Here is a 26401-nt window from a genome sequence, read left to right as displayed (position 1 = left end):
ACACACCGTCACGGCGCTGCGACACCGCCGCTCACCGCGACGTACTCCTGTGCCGGTCGGCCGGTGCTGCCGTATCGCAACTGCATGCGCAGTGCGCCGATCCCCACCAACGTGGCCAGATAGCGTTGCGCGGTCGCGCGGGAGACACCGGTCGCGGCCGAGACCTCCGCCGCGGACAGCGCCTCCGGCGAATCCCGCACGGCTCGCAACACCAGATCCTTCGTCGGAGAGCCTGAAACGGCGGCCGATCCGGACGAGTTCGCGCCGGACGGGCCCGCGGGCCGCAACGCCTCGAGGGCCGCATCGATGTCCCGTGGCGTGACCACGGGCACCGACAGCAGTTTGCGGTACCGCGCGTATCCGGCCAGGCGCGAAGCCAGCGCGGCATGATCGAACGGTTTCACCAGATAGGCCAGAGCGCCCGCGGACAACGCCGCACGAACGGTGTCGGATTCGGTAGCCGCGGTGAGCATCATTGCGTCACAGGAGATCTCCCGCACCAGATCTACCCCGGAACCGTCGGGTAGATACACATCGACCAGCGTCAGATCGTAGTGCGCCGCCGCGATCGCGGACCGGGCCTCCGCCAGGCTGTGCACCGTGGCCCCGACCGTGAAACCCGGTAGCGCCGAGACGATTCCGGCATGCAGATTCGCCACCCGGAAATCGTCGTCGACGACCAGGACCCGCAGTTCGGTACTCATGCCGTGCCTGTCTCCTCCAGTACCCCGGGCAACCGGGCGATGAATTCCGCTCCGCGCAGCGCACTGTCGGCGCCGCCCGGACTGGCCAGCACCAGATCCCCGCCGAGCGCCCGCGCCACCTGCCGCGACAGCGCCAGCCCCACACCGCGCCCGCCGGGCGCCCCGTTGTCCTGACGCGTCGAAACCCCTTCGGTGAAAATCGAATCCACCAGTTCGGCGGGAACACCCGCCCCGCTGTCCGCGACGGTGATGTGCAGGGTCGAGCCCTCCTGCACGAGTTCGACCTCCACCTGCCCGGACAGTGCCGTAGCGGTCGGCGCAGCAGCGGAACCGGGGCTGTTCTCCCGAATCGGCTGCACCCGTTCGCCGTCGGCGCGATCGCTCACCCGCGCCGCCTCGATGGCATTATCGAGCAGATTGCCCAGAATCGTCGTGACATCCACGGGCACAGCGAGATTCGCATCGACCCAGGTATTGGGCCCCAGCCGCAGTTCCACCCCGCTCTCGCGGGCGTGGGCGGCCTTGGCGGCCAGGAATGCCTGCAGATACGGGTCACGCAGGGAGTCCATACCCGCGAGCGCCGCACCGAGCGGTCCCGAGCCGAGCAGCTCCTCGATGTACTGCGCGGCTTCCTCAGGGCGGCCACCGTGCAGCAGCCCGTTGAGCAGGTGCAGGCGGTTGGCGAACTCGTGCCGCTGGGCTCGCAGCACCGTACTCATGGACTGCACCGCATCGAGTTGGCGGGTCAGCGATTCGACATCGGTGCGGTCGCGCACGCTCAACACCGCGCCCAGCGCACGCCCCTCACGACTGACGGTGCGCGCGGTGACGACGAGCAGCCGATCCCCGACCGCCGCGGGCACCGGACGCGCCCGAGCCGCCCGGAACACCGCGACGACCCGCGGCGTCAGCCCGATCTCGTCGACGCTCACTCCCGGCGCGCCGTCGATGCCGAGCAGCCGCCGCGCCTCGTCGTTGACAACCGTTGTGCGCCACTGGGTATCGACCGCGACCACCCCTTCGCCGATACCGTGCAGCACCGCCGCCTGCTCACGCACCAGCTCCGCGAGTTCCGGCGGCTGCAGGCCCAGGGTGAGCTCGTGCCAGCGCCGGGCCAGCAGCAGCGATCCGATGACGCCCGCGAACAGCGCGACCCCGGCGAGCAGACCCGCGCGCTGCAGATCCCGCAGCAGCTGATCGTGCACGGCCGCGGTGGAGATGCCGACGCTCACCTCACCCACGACCTTGGTCGCATCGGGTTGCAGCACAGGCACTTTCGCCCGCACCGACTCCCCGAGCGTGCCGCGCTCCCGGATCACCACCTCCGCCCCGCGCAATGCCGCCGAAGGATCGGTACTCACCATCTCGCCCAGCCGGTCGCGGGTGGGATGCGCCAACCGGATCCCCGTGTCATCGGTGACGACCACATACAGCGCACCGGTCCGCGTCCTGGTGTCCTCCGCGATCCGCTCGAGCCGTCCCGCGGCCAGCTCGCCATCGGATACCGGCCCGCGCGGCGCGGCAGCCGACGAGTAACCGTTCACCTCGTCCCGAACCACCGGATCCGCCGCCACGGTACGCGCGATCGCCAGCGCACGCTGCCCGTACTCCCCGGACAACCGCTGCTCACTCACATACGCGAACACGGCGAACGCGATACCGAGCGTCAGCGCGACGAGCACTACTTGCAGTAACACGATCTGCGTCCGCAACCGCACGCCGCGGCCGAACACGAACATCGCCCACGTTCTATCACCTCGAGCAAAACGAGCACAAGCGGCGAAGCAGCGGCCCGGACACCCTGAGCAGAACGAGCAGAATGCGGATATTGCAGGTTAGGCGGATTGTGCGCACAACGGGGCAGATGTGACCCGGCGCACTTTATGGTCGGTCGGCGGTCGCACGTGAGGTGCGGCGAGAGTGTTTCAGGAGTAGGCCATGACCAACCCTGTCATCGAGTTCCGGGGCGCGACCAAGCGCTTTCCCGGGACCGGCGGTGGTATCCACACGGCGGTGCGAAATCTGCACTTCACCGTGGACCCGGGCGAATTCGTCGCCGTTGTCGGACCGACCGGCTGCGGTAAGTCGACCACGCTGTCGCTGGTGTCCGGGCTCGAGCGCACCTCGACGGGACGAACCCTGGTGCGCGGCAAGGACGTCGACGGAATTCCCGAGGGCATCGGGTACATGTTCCAGCAGGATGCGGTGCTGCCGTGGCGCACGGTCCTGGACAACGTCGCGTTCGGGCCGCGACTGCGGGGCACGTCGAAATCGCGGGCCCGGGAACAGGCTTCGCAATGGGTCCGCACGGTCGGGCTGGCCGGATTCGAGAAGTACTACCCGCATCAGCTCTCCGGCGGTATGCGCAAACGAGTCGCACTGGCCCAGACCCTGGTGAACGATCCCGAGATCATCCTCATGGACGAGCCGTTCAGCGCCCTGGACGTGCAGACCCGCCAGCTCATGCAGGACGAGTTGCTGCGCGTGTGGTCCGGCACCGGCGCCGCGGTGATATTCGTGACCCACGATCTGGAGGAGGCCATCGCCTTGGCCGACCGGGTGGTGGTGATGACCGCGAGCCCCGCGACGGTCTGCGGCGATTACCGGGTCGACCTGGCACGTCCGCGCAATGTCGAGGAGGTCCGGCTGACCGACGAATTCCGCACGCTGTATTCCGAGATCTGGGGCACGCTGCGCGATCAGGTCGAGGCCGCCCGCACGAAGGGAGCCGACCGTGTCGCTTGAGATCACCGCAACCGACTCGCCGACAGGTGAATTCGAGGCCGAGTCCGAGGAGCAGATCCTGGCCGCGGCCCGTCGCCGCGCCCTGCGGTCGCGCCTGCGCACCTGGGGCCTGCGCATCGCGATCATCGTGCTGTGGCTGGGCGCGTGGCAGCTGACCGCCACGCTGTGGATCGACCCGTTCTTCTACTCCAAACCGTCGCTGATCTGGGACCGGCTGGTCGAATGGTTCAGCAGCGGAACACAGTTCGGCTCGATCTGGCTGCAGATCCTCACCACCGTCCAGGAGGCCGTGGTCGGCTTCGTGATCGGCGCGGTCGCCGGTGTGGTGCTGGGTGTGCTGCTGGGCCGCAGCCGGTACTGGGCCGAGGTCGCCTCGCCGTTCATCAAGGCGCTCAACGCCGTTCCGCGCATCGTGCTGGCCTCGCTGTTCATCATCTGGTTCGGGCTGGGGCTGGAGTCCAAGGTCGCCACGGTCGTCGTGCTGACCTTCTTCGCGGTGTTCTTCAACGCCTTCACCGGCGCCCGCGAGGTGGACGGCAATGTCATCGACAACGCCCGCATCCTGGGCGCGAGCCGCTGGCAGGTGCTGTCGCAGATCGTGCTGCCCAGCGCGACCACCTGGATTCTGTCCAGCCTGCACACCGCGTTCGGATTCGCGCTGATCGGCGCGGTGGTCGGCGAGTACGCGGGCGCGAGCAAGGGTCTGGGTCTGTTGATCTCCAACGCGCAGAACACCTTCGACTCCGCGGGCATCTACGCGGGCATGATCATCATCACCGTGGTGGCGCTGGTGGCCGAGTGGGCGATCGGATTCGCCGAGGGCCGATTGCTGAAATGGCGTCCGTCGCAGGCGCAGTCGGCGCGCGAGGTGTGAGAGATGAGATATCGCAAGCACATCGCGGTGGCGATGCTCGCCGTCTGCTCCCTGCTGCTGGTGACCGGATGCCGTGATTCACGGGTCATCCCCACCAAGAACGGCCGGCCGCAGATCACCATCATGATCGGCGGCATCGACAAGGTGATCTACCTGCCCGCGATGCTGGCCCAGCGGCTGAACTACTTCGCGGACAACGACATCGACGTGCGACTGCTGGACCAGCAGTCCGGCGCGACCGCGGAGACCACGCTGCTGACCGGGGACGTGCAGGCGGTGGTCGGCTTCTACGACCACACCATCGACCTGCAGTCCAAGGATCAGTGCCTGCGCACGGTGGCCCAACTCTCCGACGTGCCGGGCGAGGTCGAGCTGGTCGCCAAGGCACAGAGCGGAAAGATCAACTCGCCCAGGGACTTCGCCGGAAAGAAGCTGGGCATCACCTCACTGGGCTCGTCCACCGACTTCATCACCCAGGCCCTGGCCGGCCAGGCCGGACTCGGGACCTCCCAGTACGACCGGGTGAAAGTCGGTGCGGGACAGACGTTCATCGCCGGAATGAATCACGGCGGCATCGATGCGGGCATGACCACCGATCCGACAGTCGCGCAGATGGTGCAGGCCGGAACCGCCCAGGTGATGCTGGACATGCGCACCGAAGCGGGCACCCGGGCGGCACTGGGCGGGCTGTATCCGGCCTCGTCGCTGTACATGCGCTGCGACACCGTGCAGTCGCATCCGGAGATCGTGCAGAAGCTGGTGAACGCCTTCGTGCAGACGCTGCGCTGGATCAAGACGCACACCCCGGAGCAGATCGCGGCGAAGATGCCCCCGCAGTACGCCGCGGGCGGCAAGGACCTGTACATCCGGTCCATCCACGATTCGATCGGCATGTTCAACGGTGACGGCCTGATGAAATCCGAAGGCGCGCAGAACGTCCTGAAGATCCTGGGCCAGTACTCGGCCAATGTGAAACCGGTGCGCGACCGCATCGATCTGGCGAGGACGTACACCAACGACTTCGCCCGCCGGGTGCCCACCGGCACCTCGTAACCCGGTCGCGGGCCGCACCACGGATGAGGGGTGGTGCGGCCCGCGCCGAACTCGCCGATCACGCTGTCCGGCAAGGACTCCGGCCGGATTACGATTCGGGCCAGCCGCCGTACGGGACGGTCAGGAATTCGAGCGCATGGCCGTTGGGGTCGCGGAAGTACACACCCCGGCCGCCGTCGTTGTGGTTGATCTCGCCCTCGTGCTGCCCGTGCGGATCGGCCCAGTACCGCAGGCCCAGCTCCTGAATCCGCGCGAAACCCGCGTCGAAGTCCTCCTCGGAGACCAGGAAGGCATAGTGCATAGTCGGGATCTCCCCCACCACGGGCGAATCGAGCGCGAAGTCGAAGGTGACGCCGTTATCGACCGTGACGGGCAGAAACGGACCGTATTGCGCCCCGATCTCGAGCCCGAGCATGTCGGCCCAGAACCGGGCGCTCGCGGTCGCGTCGTGACAGGCGACGATGGTGTGGTTGAAATGGATGGACAGTGGTCACTCCCCTCGATCGTGACGACCCCGACCCCGGACCGGTGCGAGTCGGCCTACGGGAGCATCGCCACACTTCGAAACTAGTCCCGACCACCGAATCTCCGCAACGAGCGACGGCTCTACTGCACGGGAACCTTGGTGCGGCGTCTGCGCAGCGCATCACCGGTGAACAACACCAGCGCCAGCCAGATCAACCCGAATCCGGCCCACCGCGAGGCGGGCATCGGCTCGTGCCCGACCAGCACACCCCAGGCCATTTGCAGTGCGGGAGTGAGGTATTGGAGCAGGCCCATGGTCGACAGCGGCGTCCGGGAGGCGGCGAGCGCGAACAGCAGCAACGGAATCAGGGTGACCGGACCGGCCGCGACGAGCAGTGCCGAATGCCCGAGTCCGTGACCGAAGGCCGCATGTCCGGTGACGCCGAGCACGACCACAGCGATCAGCGCGAACGGCGCGGACACCAGCCCCTCCGCGGCGACACTGCGCAGCGGGTCCAGCCGTATCACCTTCTTGACCAGGCCGTAAGTGGCGAACGAGCAGGCCAGGACCAACGCGATCACCGGCGGACGGCCGTAGTCGACGGTGAGCACCAGCACCGCCAGCACACCCAGCGCGAGTGCGACCCACTGCGGCCAGGCCAGCCGCTCGCGGAACAGCACCACCCCGAACAGCACGGTCACCAGCGGATTGATGAAGTAGCCGAGGGCGCACTCCACCACGTGCCCGGAGGTGACGCCGTAGACGTACACACCCCAGTTGATCGCGATGGCGACCGCGGCCACCACCGCGAGTTGCCAGGTCCGCCGATCGATCTCGAACAGTTCGCGGATCCGCCCCGCCACCAGCAGGATGATCAGCACCACCACCAGCGTCCACAGGATGCGTTGGACCAGGATCTCGACCGGGTTGGTGAACTCCAGTAGTCCGAAGAACGCCGGGAACGACCCCCACAGGATGTAGGCGGCAGCGCCGAACACCGCGCCGCCACTGCCCCACCGCGCCCGTCGGCTGCTGGATTCGGACTCCACCGCTGTCTCGGACGATCGCACGCGCACGCCGGAACGGTACTTCCGTACGGTAATAGTGTCTAGCGGATAATGGCCGTGGCACCAGGACGTCATAGCAGAGACGAACCTCACAACCCGCGGACGGCGGGAGTGAGGGTGCGGCAATTCGCTTGCCATGCACGGTAATCGGCCCGCGACAGCGGACTAACCGACCGGCAACAGCTCGCTGATGTCCTTGGAACATGCGAATTCCCTCACTCTTCAAATCGAAGAACACCACTCCGGAAGAACCGACCATCTACGCGAAGATCGGCGGACACGAGGCGCTCGAGACGGTCGTCGAGGACTTCTACGTCCGAGTCCTCGCCGACGACGAGCTGAAGGACTTCTTCACCGGCACGAACATGTCCCGGCTCAAAGGCCGCCAGGTCGAATTCTTCGCCGCCGCCCTCGGCGGACCCGACCCGTACACGGGTGCGCCGATGAAGCAGGTGCACCAGGGCCGCGGCATCATGATGAAGCACTTCAACCTGGTCGCGGGCCATCTGACCGATTCGCTCAAGGCAGCGGGCGTACGGGACGACATCGTCGCCCAGATCATCGGCGCGGTCGCTCCCCTGGCCGACGACATCGCCTCCGACGCGGCCACCGCCTGACCGTCCGGGCAACCTGGTCGGCACAGCCCCTGACCATTCACGAATCGGAGCGAAGCGGAGGCCGCAGGCACGACACGAGTGCCCGACACGGGACATCGACAATCCCGAGGCCGCGAACCATCGGAGCGTATGCGCTCAGGTTCGCGGCTTTCTCGTCTTTCAGCTGAGGTGGTGTCGCAGCAGGATGGACATTTGGGTGCGGACCTCGTCGAAGGGGTGGCTGGACTTGAGTGCGCGGCTCTGCACGATGGCGCCCTCGATCGTGGACAGGAGCATCCCCGCGACCGAGCAGGCGGTGGCCTGTTCCATTCCCCTGGCGACCATCCCGTCCGCGAGCCGGGCGGTCCATTCGGCGAACGCCTGTCCGGCCGTGGACTGGACGGCGGGATTCATCTCGTCCAGCGCGGCGGCCATCATGAACGATCCGGCGCGGTAGTCGCTGGCTTCGAGCGGGCCGCGCCAGAACGCCAGCAGCTCGTCGAGCCAGCGTTCGGCCGAGGACGCGGACTCCAATGCGTCGGCCATCTTCGCGACGTGTGAATACACCACGCGCGCAACGATTCTCGCGGCCGCCTCGACCAGCTCCCCCTTCCCCTCGGGGAAGTGCTGGTACAGCGAGTTGCGTGAGGCGTTACTGCGTTTGAGTAGCTCGCTCAGGCCGGCCGCGTGCACGCCGTGCTCCTGCACCGTGGAGATGGTGCTGGCGATCAACCGAGCGCGCGGTCCCGCTGCCATGGGATCTCCCTCCTACCCTTGCCTGAACCGATCGGTTCATGTTAGACCTTTTCTCTGCATGGACCGATTGGTTCACACAGAGAGTAAGGATCCGCATGCCCGCGCTCATCGCCACCGCCGCACCGAACGCCCATGCCGCACCTCTGGGCATCGGCGTCTACCGGCCGCGCCGGGTCGTCCCCAATGCCGAGATCGTCGACCGCATCGACTCCTCCGACGAATGGATCCGATCCCGATCCGGGATCGCCGCACGGCACTGGGCCGAACCCGACGAGACCATCGTCACGATGAGCACCGCCGCCGCCCGGCAGGCGCTGGCCGCCGCGAATCTGACCGCCGACCAAGTGGACGCGGTCGTCCTCGCGACCTCCTCGCAGATGGTGCTGGGCCCCTCCGCGGGCGCGGTGGTCGCCACCGAACTGGGCATGCACAACGCCGCCGCGTTCGACATCTCCGCCGGGTGCGCCGGATTCTGTTACGCCCTGGCCAATGCGGCGAATCTGGTGCGCGCGGGCCAGGCCCGCAACGTGCTGGTGATCGGCGTCGAACGCCTGTCGGACCTGCTCGACCCCACCGACCGCACCTGTGCGTTCATCTTCGCCGACGGCGCGGGCGCGGTCGTGGTCGGACCCGCCGAATCGGAGGGCATCGGCCCGGTGGCCTGGGGCTCGGACGGCAGCCAGACCGCGGCGATCAAGCAGGACAAGGACTTTCAGGAATACTTCGCCGAGGTCGCGGCCGCCGAGGCCAGCGGGGGCACCTCGCAGCGGCCCTACATCCGGATGAACGGCACCGCGGTGTTCCGGTGGGCGGTCACCTTCCTGGACAAGGCATGTCGCGATGCGCTGAACAACGCCGGGGTCACCGTCGAGGATCTGGACGCCTTCGTCCCGCACCAGGCCAACAGCCGCATCACCGACGCACTGGTCAAGGCGCTGGGGATGCCCGAGCGCGTCGCGGTCGCCCGGGACATCGCCGAAACCGGGAACACCAGCGCCGCATCCATTCCGATGGCGATGGAACAGCTGCTCCGCTCGGGCGAGGCGAAACCCGGTGACACCGCGCTGCTGCTGGGCTTCGGCGCCGGCCTGGCGTATGCCGGACAGGTCGTGCGGCTCCCCGCGATCTCCGAGCAGGACTGAGCCCCGTCAGCTCACCCCGGCAGGCGCACCACGCCGTCCAGATATCGCCGGCATCGTCCGGCCAGCAGGACGCGATCGCCGTCGAGCCGGCAACGCAGCGCACCACCGCGGCGGGACAGCTGTCGCGCGGTCAACGTCGTACGCCCGAGCTCGGCGGCCCACAGCGGGGTGAGCTGGGCGTGCGCGGACCCGGTGACCGGGTCCTCGAGGATACCGGCGCCGGGAGCGAACATCCGTGAGACGAAGTCGGCCGAATCGCCGCGTGCGGTGAGCACCGCCCCGCGTTCGAGTTTCGGAAACGCCGCGAAATTCGGGTGGGCCTCGCGCACCTCGCGTTCGGTAGCCACGACCAGTACCTCGTCCTGGCCACTGAGCGCGCGCACCGGACGCACTCCCAGCGCGGCCACCAGCTCGGGATCCGGTACCACGTCCAGGGATTCGACCGCGGGCAGGTCCAGGATCAGTTCGTCGTCGTCGGTGCGATCCACCGCGAGCCAGCCGCTGCGGGTGAAGAACTGCACCCGGTCCGCACCCGGGTGGATGTCCTCGACCAGATGCGCCGCGGTGGCCAGCGTCGCGTGACCACACATGTCCACCTCCGTGCCGGGGGTGAACCAGCGCAGGTGGTAGGCGGGCCCGACACCCGGCGGCTCGCCGGCCTCCGGTGGCAGAGCCGAAGTGTAGAAGGCGGTTTCGGCGAGATTGTTCTCCTCGGCGAGTTGTTGCAGCAGCTCGTCGGGCAGCCAGGCGAGCAACGGCATCACCGCCGCGGGGTTACCCGTGAACGGTGCGTCGGCGAACGCGTCGATCTGATGCAGCAGCACCTCCATACAGCCGAAGGTACCCGTGTCGAATACCGAGCGACACAATTCGATCCACGACGCGCCGTTCCGGCTCAGCCGTTCCGGTCACCGTGATCGGCCAGCAGCCGCCCGGCCACCCCGGTCGGGGCGGCACTGAACCACCAGGCCAATTCGACCAGCACGATGCCGATCAGCCCGCACACCACCGCCGCTCCGGTCAGCGCGGTATCGGACGGATCGAGTTTGAAGAAGTGCCGGGTGAACGGCACGCTGAACAGAATCAGATAGCCCGCAACGGATCCGGCGATCAGCACGATCTTCCACCACGCCCACGGCCGGGCCACGATCGCCAGCACCCACACCGCGATGATCAGCAACGTGATCAGCGCGGTCGTGCTCGCGTGCACCTTCTGGGTCTCGGTCTGCCCGGCCCCCTGGTACGCGATCAGGTAGGCGATGAACGTCATCACGCCGATCACCACCCCGGACGGCACCGCCAGGCGCAACACCCGCGGCACGAAACCCGTTCGCGCCCTTTCGTTGTTGGGCGCGAGCGACAGGATGAACGCGGGAATGCCGATGGTGAACCAGGCCGCGATGGTGACGTGCCGCGGCAGGAACGGATACGGCATCGGGTCGTAATGGAATATCTGCGAGCCGATTCCGGCCACGCCGACCAGGAAGGCGAGCAGGACCGAGTACACCGTCTTGGTGAGGAACAGGTTCGATACCCGTTCGATGTTGCCGATCACGCGGCGGCCCTCGGCCACCACGTAGGGCAGCGTGGAGAACTTGTTGTCCAGCAACACGATCTGCGCCACGGCGCGGGTGGCGGGACTGCCCGCGCCCATCGCGACGCCGATGTCCGCATCCTTGAGCGCGAGGACGTCGTTGACGCCGTCGCCGGTCATCGCGACGGTGTGCCCACGGGACTGCAGGGCCGAGACCATGGCCCGCTTCTGATCCGGGCGCACGCGGCCGAAGGTGGTGTGCTTTTCCACCACGTCGGCCACATCGTCACGGCGAGTGGGCAATTCACGCGCGTCGACCGGATCCTGTCCGCCGGGCAGGCCCAGCGAGGCGGCCACCGCACCCACCGACACCGCGTTGTCGCCGGAGATCACCTTGATCGAGACATTCTGCCCGGCAAAGTATTCCAGCGTCTCGCGGGCGTCCGGGCGAACCTTCTGCTCGAGTATCACCAGCGCTCGTGGAGTGACCGCACCGGGCGCTTCGGGCGCGTCCACCGGACGATCGCTCTCGGCCAGCAGCAGTACCCGCTGGCCGGTCGCGCCGATCTCCTGCGCGGTCGCGGCGGCGGCGGAGTCGGGGGCCAGCAGCACATCGGGTGCGCCGAGCAGCCAGTTCCCGTACTGACCGTAGGAGCTGCCGCTCCACTTCTTGGCCGAGGAGAACGGCGCGACCGCGGTCTGCTGCCACACGGGCGCGTCCGGGCAGCCCTCCGCGATGGCCGCGACACTGGCATTGGGTCGTGGATCGTCGGCGGCCATGGCCGCGAGCGCCGCGCGCAGGCGCCCGGCCGGAGCATCGCCCAGCGCGCGGATCTCGGCCAGGCGCATACCGTTCTCGGTGAGGGTTCCGGTCTTGTCGGCGCACACCACGTCCACCCGGGCCAGTCCCTCGATCGCGGGCAACTCCTGCACCAGGCATCTGCGCTGTCCGAGCCGGACCACGCCGACCGCGAACGCGATCGAGGTCATCAGCACCAGCCCCTCGGGCACCATCGGCACCAGCGCGGCGACCATGCCGTTGAGTGACGAGCGCCAGGATTCGTGACTGGAGAACAGCTGGTTGTAGATCGTCACCAGGCCCGCCGGAATCAACAGGTAGGTGATGACCTTCAGAATGGTGTCGATCCCGTTGCGCAGCTCCGAGTTCACCAGCGTGAACTTGCTCGCCTCGGCCGCCAGCTGCGCGGCATAGGCGTCCCGGCCGACCTTGGTCGCCCGGTAGGCGCCCGATCCGGACACCACGAAACTGCCCGACAACACCTGATCGCCCACGCCCTTGCCGATCGCGTCGGCCTCACCGGTCAGCAGCGACTCGTCGATCTCCAGCTGCGAGCACTCCTGCACCTGGCCGTCCACGACGATCTGATCACCGGGCCCCAGCTCGATCAGATCGTCCAGCACCACCTCCCCCGGCGCGACCGCACGCGCCACCCCCTCGCGCCGCACCACCGGCTGCGCCTGCCCCACGATCGCCAGCTTGTCCAGCGTCCGCTTGGCCCGCAGCTCCTGCACGATGCCCACCACGCTGTTGGCCACGATCAACAGCCCGAACATCCCGTCGATCAGCGATCCGGTAGCCAGCACAAGCACGAACAACACGGCCAGAATCGCGTTGATCCGCGTGAAGACGTTCGCCCGCACAATATCGGCAACCGACCGCCCGGTCCGATCCGGCAGATCGTTCGTCTGCCCGACCCGAACCCGCTGCTCCACCTCGGCCCTGGTCAGCCCGCCAGCCCGAACCACCCGCTCGACACTCGCCATACCCCCACCCTAGAGCGCCCACCGGCCTCGACCTCGAAAGCTGGACCGTTGCCGTACGCCACATCGAGCCCGGCGTCCCAGCGGACGTGCGATATGCCATCCGGATGATGCCGCAGGCCGGCCTGGTCGAACTCGTCGACGGCAGGGTGTCGCGGGAGTCAGCGAGCGGGGACCGGGCCGTCGTCCGGGCCGGGGGCGGCGGTGTCGGTTTGTTCGGGGAGCAGGGGGATCACCGCGAAGGCTCCGGCGGAGGCGTCGGGGGGCAGGGCCTGGACCGCGCGGATGTTCGGGCGGGTGGTGAGGATGCGGAGCTGGTTCAGGGTGCCGCGGACGATCAGGTTCGCCGCGCAGGCGCAGCCCGCGTGCAGGCGGGCGGCCATGACCGCGGTGCTTCGGGCGGTGCGGTCGTCGAAGGATTGGGAGGCGTCCAGGACACCGGCCGCGGCTCGGGCCGAATCGATGACGGCCGCGTCGTCGGCGGGAGTGGGAACGGTGATCGGCGAGGTGTAGACGTGGTTGATCGGGACGTGGTAGATGACCCGCGCGACTCGCAGGCCCGCAACCGATTTCGGGATGTCCCGGGGAACGACGGCGGCGGTCAGGGCCACCAGGGCCCAGTGCTCGTCGTTATCGTCGCCCTGCAATGAATCACGAGCCCTGACAAGGTAATTCGCGACGGCCTCACCCGAATCCGGTCCCAGACGGTCGGTTCCGATCACCGAGGCCCGAGGCGGGTACGCCCAGCCCAGCACCAGGATCAGCAGCACCAGAGCGACTGCGACACCGGCGAATCCGGCGATGCGTAACCGCTCACGCATGGCGCAGGATGTCCAGCGCATGCTCCAGGTCGGCCGGATACTCACTGGTGATCTCCACCCAGCGTCCGTCGGCGGGGTGCGCGAAGCCGAGCGCACGCGCATGCAGCCATTGCCGCTCCAGGCCCAGTCGCTGCGCCAGCCGTGGGTCCGCGCCGTAGGTCAGATCACCGCAGCAGGGATGCCGGATCGCGGAGAAGTGCACCCGAATCTGGTGAGTGCGACCAGTTTCCAGATGGATGTCGAGCAGACTGGCCGCCTGGAACGCCTCGACCGTGTCGTAGTGGGTGACGCTCGGACGCCCGTCCGCGGTGACCGCGAACTTCCAGTCGTTGCCGCGCGCCCGGCCGATCGGCGCATCGATGGTGCCGCTGGAGGGATCCGGATGTCCCTGCACCAGTGCGTGATAACGCTTGTCGATGGTGCGCTGTTTGAACGCGCGCTTCAGCACGGTGTACGCGTGCTCGGACTGGGCCACCACCATCACCCCGGACGTGCCCACGTCCAGCCGGTGCACGATGCCCTGCCGCTCGTGCGCGCCGGACGTGGAGATCCGGTACCCCATCGCGGCCAGCCCGCCGACCACCGTCGGCCCGGACCAGCCGACCCCGGTGTGCGCGGCCACCCCGACCGGTTTGTCGACCGCGACGATATCGTCGTCGGCGTAGAGGATCTTCATCCCTTCCACCGGCGTGGCCTCGACCGTCAACTCACGTTTGGGTTCGGGAAACTCCACCTCGAGCCAGGCGCCACCGGCGAGCCGATCGGATTTCCCCGCGGGCGAGCCGTCGATCTGCACCGCGCCCTCCTCGGCGAGCGAGGCCACGGCCGTGCGGGACAGACCCAGCAGCCGGGACAGCCCGGCGTCGACCCGCAGCCCGTCCAGGCCGTCGGGCACCGGCATGGCACGCGTCTCCCTCACTCCCGATCACCGTCTTCGGCGCGCCGCGAGCGGGTGCCGTCCGGTTCGAACCCGAACACGGTCAGCGCGACCAGCAGAATCGCCCCGCACACGATCGAGGAGTCGGCCACGTTGAACACCGGCCACCAGCGCGTCACCGAGATGAAATCGACCACATGCCCCTGCAGCGGCCCGGGTGCGCGAAACAGCCGATCGATCAGATTGCCGACCGCGCCGCCGAGCACCAGCCCCAGCCCGATCGCCCAGCCCACCGACCGCAGCGACCGCCCGATGCGGATCACCCCGACCACGACGGCCGCGGCGATCAACGTCAGCAGCCAGGTCATCCCGGTGGCCATCGAGAACGCGGCGCCCGGATTACGCACCAGAGTCAGCCGCACGACATCGCCGATGATCGAAATCGGCTCGCCCGGTGTCATTTTCGCGACGACCAGGGCCTTGGTCCCCAGATCCAGCAGAAAGGCCACGGCCGCGATCACCAGCAACACCGGCAGCGTGCGCCGCGGAAGCACAGCGGATTCCCCGTCCGGCGACTCGTCCGCAGCGGAGTCGGGCTCCTGCGCGGATTCGGTCACACCGTCGGACTCCGCACCCCCCGCGGTCACCTGTCGATCGCCCTCGGCGGCGATATCCCGGGGTGGCTCCTCGTGCTCGTCGGTGTGCTGCTCGCGCGGCCGGTCGATACTCACAGCCCCCATCATTCCCTATCGCGATTGCGCCCCTGTCGCTCGGCAGGGCAGCCGGACCCAGCGGCGGCGTCAAAGCAGATTTTCAGGTACCGGTCGTAACCTGTCTGGCGTGACGGTGTTGTCTTCTCACTCTCGCACGGCCGTGCGGTCCGCCCGTCCGGGCGTATTACTCATGGTGCTCGCGGTCGCGCTGTCGACCATGGGCGTCGGCTGCAGCGACGTCACCGAGACCCGCAGCGAGGCCGAGATCGAGCCGCCGACCCTGGACAAGGAGGTCACCATGCCGATCGCGGCGGTGGTGACCACGGTGGTCAAACCGGGTGCGCAACCGCACGAGCTGCTGCGGCGCTCGTTCGCCGTGGGCAACGCCCAGCAGGTGACCCTGCACACCGTGCACCACATCGAACAGCAGATGAACGATCAGGTCCCGCACGATTTCTCCCCGCCGACGGTCACCATCCCGCTCACCGCGCAGACCGGCCGGGACGGGGTCGACCTGACGCTCGGTAACCCCACGTCCTCCGATCCCCGCCTGGCCGAACAACTCCAGTCGGCGGACGGCTCGCACGCGGGTTTCGAGATGAGCGACGTGGGCGCGATCACCTCCCTGCGGATGGCGCCCAAGCCGGAAACCCCCGACGCCGCTTGCGCGGCCCTGGAACAGGCGTTCTACCAAGCGGTCTACCAGTCGATCGCGTTCCCCGTGGATCCGGTCGGCGTGGGCGCGGTGTGGACCGTGCACCAGCAGGTGACCAGCGGCGTCCCGCTCGATCAGGTGACCACCGCGACGCTCACCAAGCGCGAGGGCGATCTGCTCACCATCCAACTGGACGTCACCCAGACGCCCAAGGCCAAGGTGTGGTCGCTCCCCAGCAACGCGGGCAACCTGGACATCGTCGACTACGCGATGCACGGCACCGGCACCATCACCGTGGATCTCGGTCTGCCACTGCCGGTTTCGGGATCGGTCACGGTCGCGGGCCGCCAGTCCTACCGGGATCCGCACAGTGCGATCCTGCTGCATCAGAACATCAGCACACAGGTGCAGTGGGGCCGGTGAGCGGAATCGACGCGATGCCCGAAGCACGCCGGACGTGGACCGTTCGCGCCCTGCTCGCGGCCGCGGCGGTATTCGCCGCCGGATGCAGCTCACCGCACGGCGGTTCCGCGCTACCGCCGGTGAGTCCGGCGGCCGCACCCTCGACGGTGACCGCGGCCCCGCTCACCGATTCGGCGGCATTGCAGGCCAAGCTGTTGTCCGGGACCGATATTCCGCCCGAATACCAGGCACTCGACGACGGCTCGGGCGGCGGTGACGCCCCGACCACGACCGCGCCGGACCGGTCGCACACCGATCCGGCCGCCTGCGCGAAGGTGCTCGACGCGGTGAATGATCAGGTGCCGGGCGCGAGCGCCCATGGGGCGGTGCACTATTCGACGGCCGGATTCGACAGTATCGATATCGACGCGGCCAGTTATCCGAGTGCCAGAGCGGCCGAGGCGTTCGGCGCGGTGCAGGATCTGCTGCACCGATGCGGATCCTATTCGGGCACCGATGCCGACGGCACCTCGGTCAGCTATCAGGTCGGCGCACTGGACGAGCCCCGCGCCGGGGACGCCTCGGTCTCCTTCCAGGTGCGCACCAGCAGCCAGGGCCTGACACTGTATTCCGCGGCGACGGTCGCCCTGGTCGGCAGCACGGTCGTGCAGATCGCGCGAGCCGGTCAGAAACCGGTCGACCCGGCCGCGCTGCGCTCGATCACCGGCACCCAGATCCAGCGCCTACAGGGCATCTCCGGCCCGTAGGAATCTCCGGCGGCGATAAATCGGATGCGCGCCAGGGCGGTTCGTTGTTACCGTCGTCGGCATGTGGTTCGCACTGTTCTCCTGAGCGTGTTCTCGCTCGCGCCCGCGCCGTTCCGGCCCGGGGCGCAGCTTCTGTCGCAGTCCGGCATTCCATCCAGGCCGGCGGTCCGTCATGCGATGAGTCGGCCACGAACCCCTAGGAGGCGCCATGCCCGCGCAATCCCCACTCCGCCAATCCGATACCACCGCTCCCGCGCCCATGTCGCGACGTGAACGTCGCGGTAAACGCACCGAGCAACAGCCGATCCCGGGTTTCAAGCTCCCTACTCGAGGGGCACAGAACACTCCGCCCGCGCGTAAACACAACAACTACCGCCGCGGCTGAGGTCGCCGCATCCTGTGCGGGCCGGTTCGCCACACCGGCAACCTGCCCGTACGGGTGCGGCTCGGGCCGGTACCGACAGCCTCCGGCTCACCACACGACTCCCCGCGTATGGATCTGCAAGGCGGGCCTCATACGCGGGGCGGGGTGGTGGGCGGTCTCACCAGGCCGTATTGATATGCCCCGGAGTCCACATGCCGCTGTGCGTGTCCTGCGTGACCGTGGGCGTGGCCCGGACCGCGGACGGATCGATCGGGGTCAGCCGCTGCAATTCGCCCCAGTCCTCACGCCAGCCGTCCTTCAGGTAGGTGGCCAGGGTGCTCGAGCGCTGCAACTGCTGGCTCCAGCCGAGCGGGCCGCCGCCGTCGTGGCTCTCCCACAGGTTGGTGTCGTGCGCACCGCCGCGGTCGGGCAGGATGCGCCAGCCCGGAACCTGGGCGATGCCGTCCTTGTGGTCGTACGGACGCTGGCACGGGAACTGCAGGCCCACCGCCCAATCCAGCAGCACCGGCTGCGAGGATCCGATCAGCTCGTTCAGCGTGACCGTGTGCGGCACCCGGGGCGGAGTCAGCGCGATCCACTGCCCCGGATCGAGGCTGTGCACACTGGCCACGATGCGAATCACATCGGCCTGCGCCGGAATCTGATCCATCGGCACGCGCAGGTTGCGCCACGACGGCGCGGGTCCGATATCGATCGGCGTCAGCCGTCCGAGCGGATGCGCGCTCGTGGCCGAATCACTCGTACCGTATTCGACCTCCACCGGCTCCCCCGGCGTGATCACGCCGTCCTTGTCCGCCGAGCGGATGCGCCCGGCGGCGGCGATGGCGACGATGCCGCTGCGGTCGCCCGCGGCCGGCAGGCGGTACCAGCCGGTGGTCAGATCCGACGGCGCCGTCTGACCGGACGTGCCCAGCTCCGGCGTGGTCGCCGAGTTCAGACCGAAAGGCAATGGTGCACCGCCGGTTTGGGTGCCCACATCACCACCGGGCTTGGTGTTGAAGGTATTCGTGCTGGCGAGACTGCTCGCTGCGGCGGGTTGACCGTCCGGGCTCAGGTCACCGATCCCGTTCGGCACGAATCCCGTTGCGCCATTGGCGAATGCGCTGAACCGGTTGCCCGTCAGCGGCGGCAACAGGGAGGCGTTGGGGTCCGGCTCCACCAGCACGTGATCGGCCAGGCCACATGGCTTGCCCAGTACCGCATTCACATTCGAGGCGGCCAGGGAGAAGCCCGGATACTGCGCCACCGCGCCCTTCGCGAACGAAGCCACCTCGAACAGCACCAGAATCGCCGCCGCCACGGTCAGTGGCGGAATCTTCGCCAGTTTCCAGGCCCGCGGCGAAATCCGGTGCGGGATACCGGGTTCCGGTGCCCGCACATGCCACCACGCGGCCAGCAGCAGACACAGGGCCGCGATGCCGACGAATACCTTCTCGATCAGAAAACCGTGCACCGACGGCGCCTTGTCGTTCCACGGAATCCCGAAACTCGAGACGTACCACCACTGGTTGATACTGGTGAACACCTGCGCCAGGATCAACGACACCACCGCGGCGAACAACGCCCGGTTCCGCGGCGCGCGCAATACCCGCGGGCCGACGGCGACCGCGGTGAGCGCCGCGACCGATCCGGCCAGCCCGGCGTACACGCCGTCGTGGTGGGTGAACTTCGTCGGCGAGAGCGCCAGCAACAGCATCGCACCGAAGGTCAGGCCCAGCAGCCGCTTGGTCGGCCCGGGTGTGGTGAACGGAATCCGTCCGCCCTTGCGCAACAACACGAATGCGCACACCAGCAGGCCCAGCCACATCGCGACGATGCCGAAGCGACGTCCGATCGACCCGTCGGCGTTGGGCATGAACAGCCACTGATAACTCAGATATTCGTCGTACCAGGGCGACGCCGGTCCGGCGATCTGATGCACCCGATTCGTCTCGAACATGTCCGACAGCGGCAGCACCGAGAAGGCCACCGCGACGATCAGCGTTCCGGCCCCGGCCAGCGGCGCGAGCAAGGCGCCGTACGCGCGGATCCACGCCCACACCGTGACCTTCGCCCCGTCCGCGGCCCCGGCCAGTGTGCGAGCCCGCGTCACGCCGAACCGCCACACCGGTCGCAGCCCGGCCAGCAGCGGCGCGAAGCAGATCAGACCCGAGGGGTTCGCGGTGCACGCGAAGGCCGCGACGATGATCGCCAATGCGAAGGGCAGCAACCGCCGCACGGCGATCGCCCGCTCCACCAGACACCAGGTGAGCAGAACACTCACCGCGACAACGGGTTCCGGACGCAACCCGTTGTTGAAGGGCAGCCAGACCGCCAGGAACCCCAGCGCACCGGTCCAGCGCACCACCCGGTCGTGCCGCACGGCCGCGCCGAACCGCGGAATCACCTCCCGGCTGATCAGCAACCAGGACAGCACCCCGGCCAGCAGCGTGGGCAGCCGCATCCACGGACTCGCCGTACTCAGCTCGGACATCCGCGCCAGCAGATCGAACCACGGTGTGCCGACCGGGGTTTCGGGCACGCCCCAGTACCGGAAGTAGTTGGCCATATAGCCCGACACCAGCGAGACGCGGGCCATACCGAACTGGTACCCGTCGTCGGAGGTGGTCGACCCGATGAAGTACCAGACCGCCAGCGTCGCGAAGACGACGCCGTCGACCAGGCCGAAGGTCCGCCAGCGCTGGGCCAGCACCCGCCGGACCCGGCGTCCGTCCAGCGTTTCGAGCCGATAGAGCGCCACCAGCGCGATCAGCGTGCAGACGATCGCCAGAATCGTCGCCGCGCGCTTGGCGAAGGTCGGCACGACCGAGAACCGGCTGTCCACCTGCGCGGTGACCTTCGCACCCGCGGTGGTCTTCAGCTCGCTGAAGATCCCGACCAACTGCGGACGCCAATCACCGCTCAGCGTCACAGGATTCACCGTCGAGCCGGTGAGAGTGGCTGTGGCCGAAGATATGTCGGCATGCACGGTGAATGCGCAGTCGCCGAGCCGGTTCAGCGGAACGCTCAGCAACGATTGGTTGCGCAGCACCGCCTCGAACTGCGCGGGTTGTCCGGCGTGAGCCGGATTCACACGTGCGACAAAGCCGTAACGATCCAGGTCGGGCGCACCGGCGGGCATGGTCGAGGTGACCACACCGCCGTGCGCGGCCAATTGTTTCACCGCGCCACAGGGAATCGACGCATCGAACGTCAGCGGCGCGTAACCGACCAGCGGCGCGGTGATGCCGCGCGGCGAATCCTGTTGTGGCCAAGACAGAATGGTGTGATCCACCCGCACCGGCAGCAGCGGTACGGCGATAGCGAACAACGCTGCGAGCAGACCTGCGATGAAGGCCACCGGTGTGGCCCACTGCCTGCCGGATCGTGCCGCGGTACCGGGTTGTTCGCGTGCCGCGGGCGCCTCATCCGCCCGCACCATCGTGTCTGTCACGGAGGCAGATGTTAGCGTGACCGCTTCGTAACCGGCGAAATCGCTTGACGATTCTCAGTCTGCGCTTAGAATCCGCGGCCGCGAAATGACCGAGGGCCGGTATCCGCACGGATACCGGCCCCGCGGCCGACGCCTTCGCTCAGCTGCAGGCGGGCGAGGTCTGGTTCAGGTTCTGCAAACCACTGCACGCCCACTGCTTCTGCAGCTTCCACTTGCCGTCCTGCGCGACGAACGGCACGGTCGCCACGTTGTTCTGGCCGCCGTTGACCGAGAAGTTCGCGTTCGCGGTCAGGGTCGGTCCGCCCAGGTAGCTGACGGAGGTCACCGAGATCTTGGCGTTGTTCTGCTTGTAGGCCGTGATGAGCTTGTTGATCATCTCCGGATCCTTCTGCAGAGCCGTCGCGCCGTCCTCCAGATACTGCACCTTCTGCGAGGAGGGCACGCTCGGGTCGAGTGTCTGGGACAGTTCCTGGTTCAGCTGGGCCACCGTCGGAACCGCCGGATAGCTGCTGCTGGTCGCGGCCGCAGCCGTCGTCGTCTTGGCCTTGGAGCTCGAGTGCTTGTCACCGCTACCGCAGGCCGACATGCCGAGCGCGGCCACCACGGCCAATGCGGCAACCGCGACGCGTCCAGTCCTCTGAAGCTTCAATGCTTGTCCTTTACCTTCGAGTTGGGTCTCTTGCGTGCTCTGTGACAACTACCACCCGACCGGTGAGGTTGCACGAGTGGCCTCACGCTACCCGCAGACTTTCAAAGAAGACTAAGGAGTGGATCGGCCGGACCCAGATCCGGATCGTCGGCGGCGAAGGTGTGCGCCGGACCCGCACCGGTCGAGCGAGTCTCGAAACGCACTGTGACACGGCCGTGCCCGCTGCCCTGCACCCAGCCGTGGCCGTGTTCGCGATGGGTCACATCCCGTCCGGGATAGAAATATTCGGTGGTGTACGAGCGCGTCGCGGGCGGCACCGGCGCGTCGGACGTGCCCGAGATATCGGTGGCCAGCGTGACCGTCGGCTCCGGTGCGACGAATTCGTCCAGTTCGGCGGTCTCGCGCGGCTCGGTCGCCTGATCCAATTCTGGGAACAGCGACTCCTGCCGCACCGCCGACAGACCGCCGAAGCCGACGCCGACCAGGCGAATCGGCCCGATCCGGGCCGGATCGAGCGCCGAGCGCAGAGCGGCGGCGGTGAGCGTGGCCGGATCCTCGGTCGCGTACGGCAGGGTGAACGAGCGCGTCACGATGCTCATATCGGCCTTCTTGAGTTTGAGCACGACGGTGCGCGCGGCCCGGCCGTCGCGGATCAGCCGGCGGTGCGCGGCGGCGGCCATCTCCTCGATCGCCGGACGCAACTGGCCGAGGGTGGCGATATCACTCTCGTAGGTGGTCTCGGCGCTGATCTGTTTGGCCTCGGCCCGCTCGGCGACCGGACGATCGTCCAGTCCGCGGGCGAGCCGGTGCAGCGCCGCGCCCACGCTGCCACCCAGCAGCGAGGCCGCCTCCGATTCCGGCAGTGCCGCGAACGCGCCGACGGTCTCGATGCCGACCGACCGCAACCGGCTCTGCGCCACCGGCCCCACTCCCCACAACTTGCGCACCGGCAGCGCGGCCAGCAGCTCCTGCTGTTCGCGTGGCGAAATCACCCGCACCCCATCGGGTTTGGCCAACCCCGAAGCGATCTTGGCGAGCTGTTTGCCGGTGCCCGCGCCGACCGAGGCGACCAGCCCGGTGCGCTCACGCACCAACGCCCGCAACGACTCACAGAACTCCAGCACCTCCCCCGCGGTGGTACCGACCAGTTCGACGGGCTCGCCGAACGCCTCGTCGAAGGACAACGTCTCGAGTACCGGAATGCGCGAACGCAACGTCTCGAAGACCTGACCGCTCACCTCGCCGTACACCACCCCGCGCGGCGGCACCACCACCGCGGTCACGCCGACCAGCCGCCGCGCCTGATGCATCGGCATCGCCGAGCGCGCCCCGAAAACCCGTGCCTCGTAACTGGCTCCGGCCACCACGCCGCGCGCGCCGGTCCCCCCGACCAGGACCGGACGGCCCCGCAGCGTGGGCCGGGTGAGCTGCTCGACCGAGGCGAAGAAGGCGTCCATATCGATGTGCAGCACCCAGCGCCGCGCCACCGGCCCGGAATCGGCCCGAATATCCGGCGCGCCCGCGAGATTGCTGCCCGATTCCTGCGTCGATGTCCGGGGCCCACGCTGCCCACCGGCCACTCCGGCGACCCCGGAAGATACCGGTTGACCTGGCCAAAGCCGTGTCGTAGCCGGGTCGGAGTCGGTGGTCATACCCGGAAATCTACGCTCGGCTACCGACATGTTCGGGCGTGCCCGTATGTGATGATCGGATCATGACTATCCGCAAGGCCGTGATCCCCGCCGCCGGCATCGGCTCGCGCCTGCTGCCGCTGACGAAGGCGATCCCGAAGGAGATGCTTCCGGTCGGTGACAAGCCGGTCATCGAGCACACTGTGCGTGAGCTGGTGGCCTCCGGTATCACCGACATCACTATCGTGGTGAGCGCCGGAAAGTCGTTGATACAGGACCACTTCCGCCCCAATCCGGCATTGGTGGCCCAGCTTCGTGCCGACGGCAAGTCCGCCTACGCCGACGCCGTGGAGGAGGTCGGCGAACTCGGCCGCCTCGGCCACATCACCTACCTCGACCAGCACGGCCCCTACGGCAACGGCACCCCGGTCCTGAACGCAGCGCGCAATCTGGGCGAGGAACCCATGCTGGTGCTGTGGCCGGACGATGTGTTCGTCGCCGAGGTGCCGCGCGCTCAGCAGCTGATCGACGCCTACAACAAGACCAGATCGCCGGTCCTGGCGCTGATGCCGATGGAACCCGGCGATTCGGTGCGCTACGGCGTCCCGGTCGTCGAGGAGACCTTCGACAACGGGCTGATGCGGATCACCGGTCTGGTCGAGAAGCCCAAGCCCGAGGACGCGCCGTCGGCATTCGCCGCGGTCGGCGGTTACGTGGTCACCCCGGGCATCATCGAGGAGCTCGACAAGCAGGTGGCCCAGTGGTATTCGCATCGCACCGGCGAGGTGTACCTCACCGATGCGATCAACGCGTTCGCCGGTGCGAATGCCGCCTACGGCCAGGTGATCCGCGGTCGCTGGTACGACACCGGCAATCCCGCGGACTACCTGACCGCGCAGTTCGCCACGGCCCTGAACCACCCGCAGTACGGTCCGCTGCTGCGCCAGCTCGTCACCGAATGATCCGCGCGATCCGCCGGCTCAGAAGAAGCGGCGGATCGCGTAGATCTTGAACTGGCTCAACGGCGAATACACCACGCCTACGCCGTAGTCGTAGGCGTTGAGCACGGCGCCGTTGCCGACGTACAGGCCCTCGTGCGAGCCGTCGGCGTTGAGCACCACGACATCGCCCGGCTGAATCGCGCTCAGCGGCACGGGGCTGCCCGCGCGCGCCTGCTGCCAGGTGGTGCGCGGCAGGAAGATGCCGACCCAGCGGTACGCCCACTGCACCAGGCCGGAGCAGTCGTAGGCGTTCGGCCCGGTCGCGCCCCACTGGTAGGGCTTGCCGGTCTGGGACTTCGCGATGGCCAGCGCCACCATCGCTCGCGGACTGGCCAGCGGCAGGTTCGCCGAACCGCTGGCGCTGCCGGAGCCCGAACCCGTCCCGGAACCGGACGATGCGCTGCCCGTACCTCCCGCAACGGGGTCCGAGGCGCTGCCGGTTTCGGCGCTGCCGCTGTTCGCGACAACCGGTATGCCCGGATCCGCGCCGGCGATTCCCGCCGGAACGGTCTCGGTTACTGCGCCCGCGACCAGGAACCCCATCAGTGCCCCGGTCAGCAGGCGGGTGAATCTGCCACACGATGCCGTACTTGACATGGTCTCGCCCTTCGGTGTGCAGACACCACCGAGGTCAGTGCCCCGGCGACCGATCGGCACAGACGAAGAACTCTCGGATGACCGCTTCCCCACGGGCATCTCGGCCGGGACCACATGCCTGGCAGTGCAATGTTCTCAGCTGGAGGTCTAACTGGAGAGATATCGGTTGGAGCGCGAAGCTCAACTAGAGCATCAGAGTTGCCCTGACATAGCTGTTGTACCGTATGTCCCATCCATCACACAAGACCTCCCCTGTAACGACCTTCGGGGATTCCGTCCTGAAACGGATTTATCTGCGGCAATGCGGGTACTCGTCGTCAGATGCGCGTGTCGCGAAGACCGGGAGAGTAGTTCGCTGGAACTACACTTCGCTCAGTTCCCGATGTCGCGTCTCGGGTAGCGCCAGCAACGACAGCAGCGAGATCACCGCCATGGCGGCCATGAAGAACCCCACCGCGCCCGTACCGCGGGTCTGGCCGAGTTGCGCGACGATGAGCGGAGCCGCCCCTCCGCCCAGGACGCCGCCGAGGTTGTAGGCGATTCCTGCCCCCGAATACCGCACATCGGTGCCGAAGAGTTCGGGCAGATAGGCGCCCAGCGGTCCCCAGCCGATGCCCATGCACAGCAGCGCGCCGGACAGGGCGACCGCGATGAGGATCGGGTTGCGGGTGTTCAGCAGCGGGAACATCACCAGGGACCACACCAGGCTGAAGGCCGCACCACCCAGCAGCAGCCTGCGCCGGCCGAGCAGATCGGACTGCTGCGCAACCACGAAGGTGGCCACGCCGAGCACCGTGACCGCGATCAACGTCAGGCCGAGCATCGTATTGCGCGGCACACCAAGGGTTTTCGTGGTGTAGGCGAGGCAGTAGGTGGAGGCCGTGTAGAACATCACGTACACCACCACGATGGCGCCCGCACCCAGCAGCAATTGTTTGGGATAACGCCGGATCACCTCGAGCGTCGGCACCCGCACCGCATGTTCGGTCGCCAGGAATTTCGCGAACGCCGGAGTTTCGGCCACCCGCAACCGAATTCGCAGCCCGACCGCCACCAGGAGGAAGGACAGCAGGAACGGCACGCGCCAGCCCCAGGATTCGAACGCGCCCTTCGGAAGCCATTCCGACAGCGCCCAATACACCGCGGTCGCGGCGAAGAAGCCGATGGGCGAACCCATCTGGGGCGCGGCCGCATACAGCCCGCGCTTGCCCTTCGGCGCGTACTCGGTGGAAAGCAGTGCCGCGCCGCCCCATTCGCCGCCCAGGCCGATTCCCTGCAGCACTCGCAGCACGACCAGCAGGATCGGCGCCGCCACGCCGATACTCGAATATCCGGGCAGCAGTCCGACGAAGGCCGTGGACAGCCCCATCAGCAGTAGCGAGACCACCAGTGTGGCCTTGCGGCCGATGCGATCACCGAAGTGCCCGAAGACGATCGCACCCACCGGCCGGGCGATGAATCCGATGGCGAAGGTGGCCAGCGAGGCCAGCGTGCCCGCGACCGGCGACAGCGCGGGGAAGAACAGCTTGTTCAGCACCAGCGCCGCGGCGGTGCCGTAGATGTAGTAGTCGTAGAACTCGATCGCGGTGCCGATGAAGCTGGCGATCGCGATGGTCCGGCCCGACCCCTTGCCCGGAGTGCCGACCTCCGGTGCGACGGATGGCGTGGCGGGAGCAGGGCTCTCGCCGGAAGGCCGCGGAGCGGCGGGCGCTGAATCGTTCACGGTCTTCCCTCATCACATCGGTCGAACC

At 68.0% G+C, this 26401-nt stretch carries 23 protein-coding genes; 8 read left to right on the top strand and 15 right to left on the bottom strand.

What is annotated here, in order from left to right:
* Nucleotides 1–8 precede the first annotated feature (8 nt).
* Nucleotides 9–704, bottom strand: a complete 696-nt coding sequence (locus tag ON40_RS10855) for a response regulator (protein ID WP_040821197.1) — start codon at nucleotides 702–704, stop codon at nucleotides 9–11.
* Entirely contained in the window at nucleotides 701–2443 is a 1743-nt protein-coding gene (locus ON40_RS10850) for a sensor histidine kinase (protein ID WP_245567751.1), read from the bottom strand. The genes ON40_RS10855 and ON40_RS10850 overlap by 4 nt, the downstream gene beginning before the upstream one ends.
* A 199-nt stretch (nucleotides 2444–2642) precedes the next feature.
* Between ON40_RS10850 and ON40_RS10845 the strand changes: the two genes are divergently transcribed.
* The 3 genes from ON40_RS10845 to ON40_RS10835 are packed head-to-tail and all read left to right on the top strand — an operon-like array spanning nucleotide 2643 to nucleotide 5376.
* Nucleotides 2643–3449, top strand: coding sequence for an ABC transporter ATP-binding protein (locus tag ON40_RS10845; RefSeq protein WP_040821195.1), 807 nt, complete (start codon nucleotides 2643–2645; stop codon nucleotides 3447–3449).
* On the top strand, nucleotides 3439–4323 hold the full coding sequence (locus tag ON40_RS10840; RefSeq protein ID WP_040821192.1) for an ABC transporter permease: 885 nt from the start codon (nucleotides 3439–3441) through the stop codon (nucleotides 4321–4323). The genes ON40_RS10845 and ON40_RS10840 overlap by 11 nt, the downstream gene beginning before the upstream one ends.
* A gap of 3 nt (nucleotides 4324–4326) precedes the next feature.
* Nucleotides 4327–5376 (top strand): ABC transporter substrate-binding protein, encoded by a 1050-nt coding sequence (locus ON40_RS10835; RefSeq protein WP_040821190.1) that lies wholly within the window; start codon nucleotides 4327–4329, stop codon nucleotides 5374–5376.
* Between the two features lie 88 nt (nucleotides 5377–5464).
* On the opposite strand, the gene ON40_RS10830 is transcribed toward ON40_RS10835, so the two are convergent.
* Nucleotides 5465–5863 carry a VOC family protein gene (locus tag ON40_RS10830; protein ID WP_040821187.1) on the bottom strand — a complete coding sequence of 133 codons (399 nt, stop codon included), beginning with the start codon at nucleotides 5861–5863 and terminating at the stop codon, nucleotides 5465–5467.
* A gap of 119 nt (nucleotides 5864–5982) precedes the next feature.
* The gene (gene rarD / locus ON40_RS10825; RefSeq protein ID WP_373281891.1) at nucleotides 5983–6891 is read right to left on the bottom strand and encodes an EamA family transporter RarD; all 909 of its coding nucleotides are present in this window, start codon (nucleotides 6889–6891) and stop codon (nucleotides 5983–5985) included.
* Nucleotides 6892–7112: 221 nt separating this feature from the next.
* Here rarD and ON40_RS10820 point away from each other — a divergent pair, with 221 nt between their 5' ends.
* Nucleotides 7113–7526: a group I truncated hemoglobin gene (locus tag ON40_RS10820; protein ID WP_040821185.1), complete on the top strand. Its 414-nt coding sequence runs from the start codon at nucleotides 7113–7115 to the stop codon at nucleotides 7524–7526.
* A 159-nt stretch (nucleotides 7527–7685) separates the two neighbouring features.
* Here ON40_RS10820 and ON40_RS10815 read toward each other — a convergent pair whose 3' ends face one another.
* A complete protein-coding gene (locus ON40_RS10815; protein ID WP_040821182.1) occupies nucleotides 7686–8261 on the bottom strand; it encodes a TetR/AcrR family transcriptional regulator in 576 nt (191 codons plus the stop codon).
* Nucleotides 8262–8356: 95 nt separating this feature from the next.
* Between ON40_RS10815 and ON40_RS10810 the strand changes: the two genes are divergently transcribed.
* Entirely contained in the window at nucleotides 8357–9403 is a 1047-nt protein-coding gene (locus ON40_RS10810) for a beta-ketoacyl-ACP synthase III (RefSeq protein ID WP_040821179.1), read from the top strand.
* A gap of 11 nt (nucleotides 9404–9414) precedes the next feature.
* Here the strand turns inward: ON40_RS10810 and ON40_RS10805 are convergent, their stop codons facing one another.
* The 5 genes from ON40_RS10805 to lspA all read right to left on the bottom strand — a co-directional run bounded on the left by ON40_RS10805 (nucleotide 9415) and on the right by lspA (nucleotide 15157).
* Complete coding sequence (locus tag ON40_RS10805; RefSeq protein WP_040821177.1) at nucleotides 9415–10233, bottom strand: PhzF family phenazine biosynthesis protein; 819 nt, start codon at nucleotides 10231–10233, stop codon at nucleotides 9415–9417.
* 65 nt (nucleotides 10234–10298) lie between these two features.
* A complete protein-coding gene (locus tag ON40_RS10800; protein WP_051192956.1) occupies nucleotides 10299–12722 on the bottom strand; it encodes a cation-translocating P-type ATPase in 2424 nt (807 codons plus the stop codon).
* A 158-nt stretch (nucleotides 12723–12880) separates the two neighbouring features.
* Nucleotides 12881–13585: a hypothetical protein gene (locus ON40_RS10795; RefSeq protein ID WP_245567750.1), complete on the bottom strand. Its 705-nt coding sequence runs from the start codon at nucleotides 13583–13585 to the stop codon at nucleotides 12881–12883.
* The gene (locus tag ON40_RS10790; RefSeq protein WP_040821173.1) at nucleotides 13533–14459 is read right to left on the bottom strand and encodes an RluA family pseudouridine synthase; all 927 of its coding nucleotides are present in this window, start codon (nucleotides 14457–14459) and stop codon (nucleotides 13533–13535) included. Before ON40_RS10790 ends, ON40_RS10795 begins: the two co-directional genes overlap by 53 nt.
* A complete protein-coding gene (gene lspA / locus ON40_RS10785; RefSeq protein ID WP_083895573.1) occupies nucleotides 14456–15157 on the bottom strand; it encodes a signal peptidase II in 702 nt (233 codons plus the stop codon). Before lspA ends, ON40_RS10790 begins: the two co-directional genes overlap by 4 nt.
* A 100-nt stretch (nucleotides 15158–15257) precedes the next feature.
* On the opposite strand from lspA, the gene ON40_RS10780 reads away from it, so the two are divergent.
* Nucleotides 15258–16208: a hypothetical protein gene (locus ON40_RS10780; protein ID WP_245567749.1), complete on the top strand. Its 951-nt coding sequence runs from the start codon at nucleotides 15258–15260 to the stop codon at nucleotides 16206–16208.
* Nucleotides 16205–16954 carry a sensor domain-containing protein gene (locus ON40_RS10775; protein ID WP_157186264.1) on the top strand — a complete coding sequence of 250 codons (750 nt, stop codon included), beginning with the start codon at nucleotides 16205–16207 and terminating at the stop codon, nucleotides 16952–16954. The genes ON40_RS10780 and ON40_RS10775 overlap by 4 nt, the downstream gene beginning before the upstream one ends.
* Before the next feature lie 542 nt (nucleotides 16955–17496).
* Here ON40_RS10775 and ON40_RS10770 read toward each other — a convergent pair.
* The 3 genes from ON40_RS10770 to ON40_RS10760 all read right to left on the bottom strand — a co-directional run bounded on the left by ON40_RS10770 (nucleotide 17497) and on the right by ON40_RS10760 (nucleotide 22878).
* Nucleotides 17497–20760, bottom strand: coding sequence for an arabinosyltransferase domain-containing protein (locus ON40_RS10770; protein ID WP_040821470.1), 3264 nt, complete (start codon nucleotides 20758–20760; stop codon nucleotides 17497–17499).
* A 151-nt stretch (nucleotides 20761–20911) separates the two neighbouring features.
* Nucleotides 20912–21421, bottom strand: coding sequence for a WKL family lipoprotein (locus ON40_RS10765; protein WP_040821167.1), 510 nt, complete (start codon nucleotides 21419–21421; stop codon nucleotides 20912–20914).
* Nucleotides 21422–21522: 101 nt separating this feature from the next.
* The gene (locus tag ON40_RS10760) at nucleotides 21523–22878 is read right to left on the bottom strand and encodes a DNA polymerase IV (RefSeq protein ID WP_245567758.1); all 1356 of its coding nucleotides are present in this window, start codon (nucleotides 22876–22878) and stop codon (nucleotides 21523–21525) included.
* Nucleotides 22879–23135: 257 nt separating this feature from the next.
* On the opposite strand from ON40_RS10760, the gene ON40_RS10755 reads away from it, so the two are divergent.
* Nucleotides 23136–24014 (top strand): UTP--glucose-1-phosphate uridylyltransferase, encoded by an 879-nt coding sequence (locus ON40_RS10755; protein ID WP_040821164.1) that lies wholly within the window; start codon nucleotides 23136–23138, stop codon nucleotides 24012–24014.
* Between the two features lie 18 nt (nucleotides 24015–24032).
* Here ON40_RS10755 and ON40_RS10750 read toward each other — a convergent pair whose 3' ends face one another.
* Together ON40_RS10750 and ON40_RS10745 are read right to left on the bottom strand one after the other, a co-directional pair.
* Entirely contained in the window at nucleotides 24033–24650 is a 618-nt protein-coding gene (locus ON40_RS10750) for a C40 family peptidase (RefSeq protein ID WP_245567748.1), read from the bottom strand.
* 361 nt (nucleotides 24651–25011) lie between these two features.
* A complete protein-coding gene (locus ON40_RS10745; protein WP_174435028.1) occupies nucleotides 25012–26373 on the bottom strand; it encodes an MFS transporter in 1362 nt (453 codons plus the stop codon).
* Between the last annotated feature and the right edge of the window lie 28 nt (nucleotides 26374–26401).

Origin of the sequence: Nocardia jiangxiensis NBRC 101359 (assembly GCF_000308615.1) — a bacterium.
GTDB classification, from domain to species: Bacteria; Actinomycetota; Actinomycetes; order Mycobacteriales; family Mycobacteriaceae; genus Nocardia; species Nocardia jiangxiensis.
Note: the sequence above shows the minus strand (reverse complement) of the source record. Positions and strands in the feature narration are given on the sequence as shown.

Excerpts from the sequence above, each read along its gene's own strand:
- ON40_RS10855 (WP_040821197.1), bottom strand. The coding sequence starts at position 704 with ATGAGTACCGAACTGCGGGTCCTGGTCGTCGACGACGATTTCCGGGTG.
- ON40_RS10850 (WP_245567751.1), bottom strand. The coding sequence starts at position 2,443 with ATGTTCGTGTTCGGCCGCGGCGTGCGGTTGCGGACGCAGATCGTGTTA.
- ON40_RS10845 (WP_040821195.1), top strand. The coding sequence starts at position 2,643 with ATGACCAACCCTGTCATCGAGTTCCGGGGCGCGACCAAGCGCTTTCCC.
- ON40_RS10835 (WP_040821190.1), top strand. The coding sequence starts at position 4,327 with ATGAGATATCGCAAGCACATCGCGGTGGCGATGCTCGCCGTCTGCTCC.
- ON40_RS10820 (WP_040821185.1), top strand. The coding sequence starts at position 7,113 with ATGCGAATTCCCTCACTCTTCAAATCGAAGAACACCACTCCGGAAGAA.
- ON40_RS10815 (WP_040821182.1), bottom strand. The coding sequence starts at position 8,261 with ATGGCAGCGGGACCGCGCGCTCGGTTGATCGCCAGCACCATCTCCACG.
- ON40_RS10810 (WP_040821179.1), top strand. The coding sequence starts at position 8,357 with ATGCCCGCGCTCATCGCCACCGCCGCACCGAACGCCCATGCCGCACCT.
- ON40_RS10805 (WP_040821177.1), bottom strand. The coding sequence starts at position 10,233 with ATGGAGGTGCTGCTGCATCAGATCGACGCGTTCGCCGACGCACCGTTC.
- ON40_RS10800 (WP_051192956.1), bottom strand. The coding sequence starts at position 12,722 with ATGGCGAGTGTCGAGCGGGTGGTTCGGGCTGGCGGGCTGACCAGGGCC.
- lspA (WP_083895573.1), bottom strand. The coding sequence starts at position 15,157 with ATGGGGGCTGTGAGTATCGACCGGCCGCGCGAGCAGCACACCGACGAG.
- ON40_RS10770 (WP_040821470.1), bottom strand. The coding sequence starts at position 20,760 with ATGGTGCGGGCGGATGAGGCGCCCGCGGCACGCGAACAACCCGGTACC.
- ON40_RS10760 (WP_245567758.1), bottom strand. The coding sequence starts at position 22,878 with ATGGACGCCTTCTTCGCCTCGGTCGAGCAGCTCACCCGGCCCACGCTG.
- ON40_RS10755 (WP_040821164.1), top strand. The coding sequence starts at position 23,136 with ATGACTATCCGCAAGGCCGTGATCCCCGCCGCCGGCATCGGCTCGCGC.
- ON40_RS10750 (WP_245567748.1), bottom strand. The coding sequence starts at position 24,650 with ATGTCAAGTACGGCATCGTGTGGCAGATTCACCCGCCTGCTGACCGGG.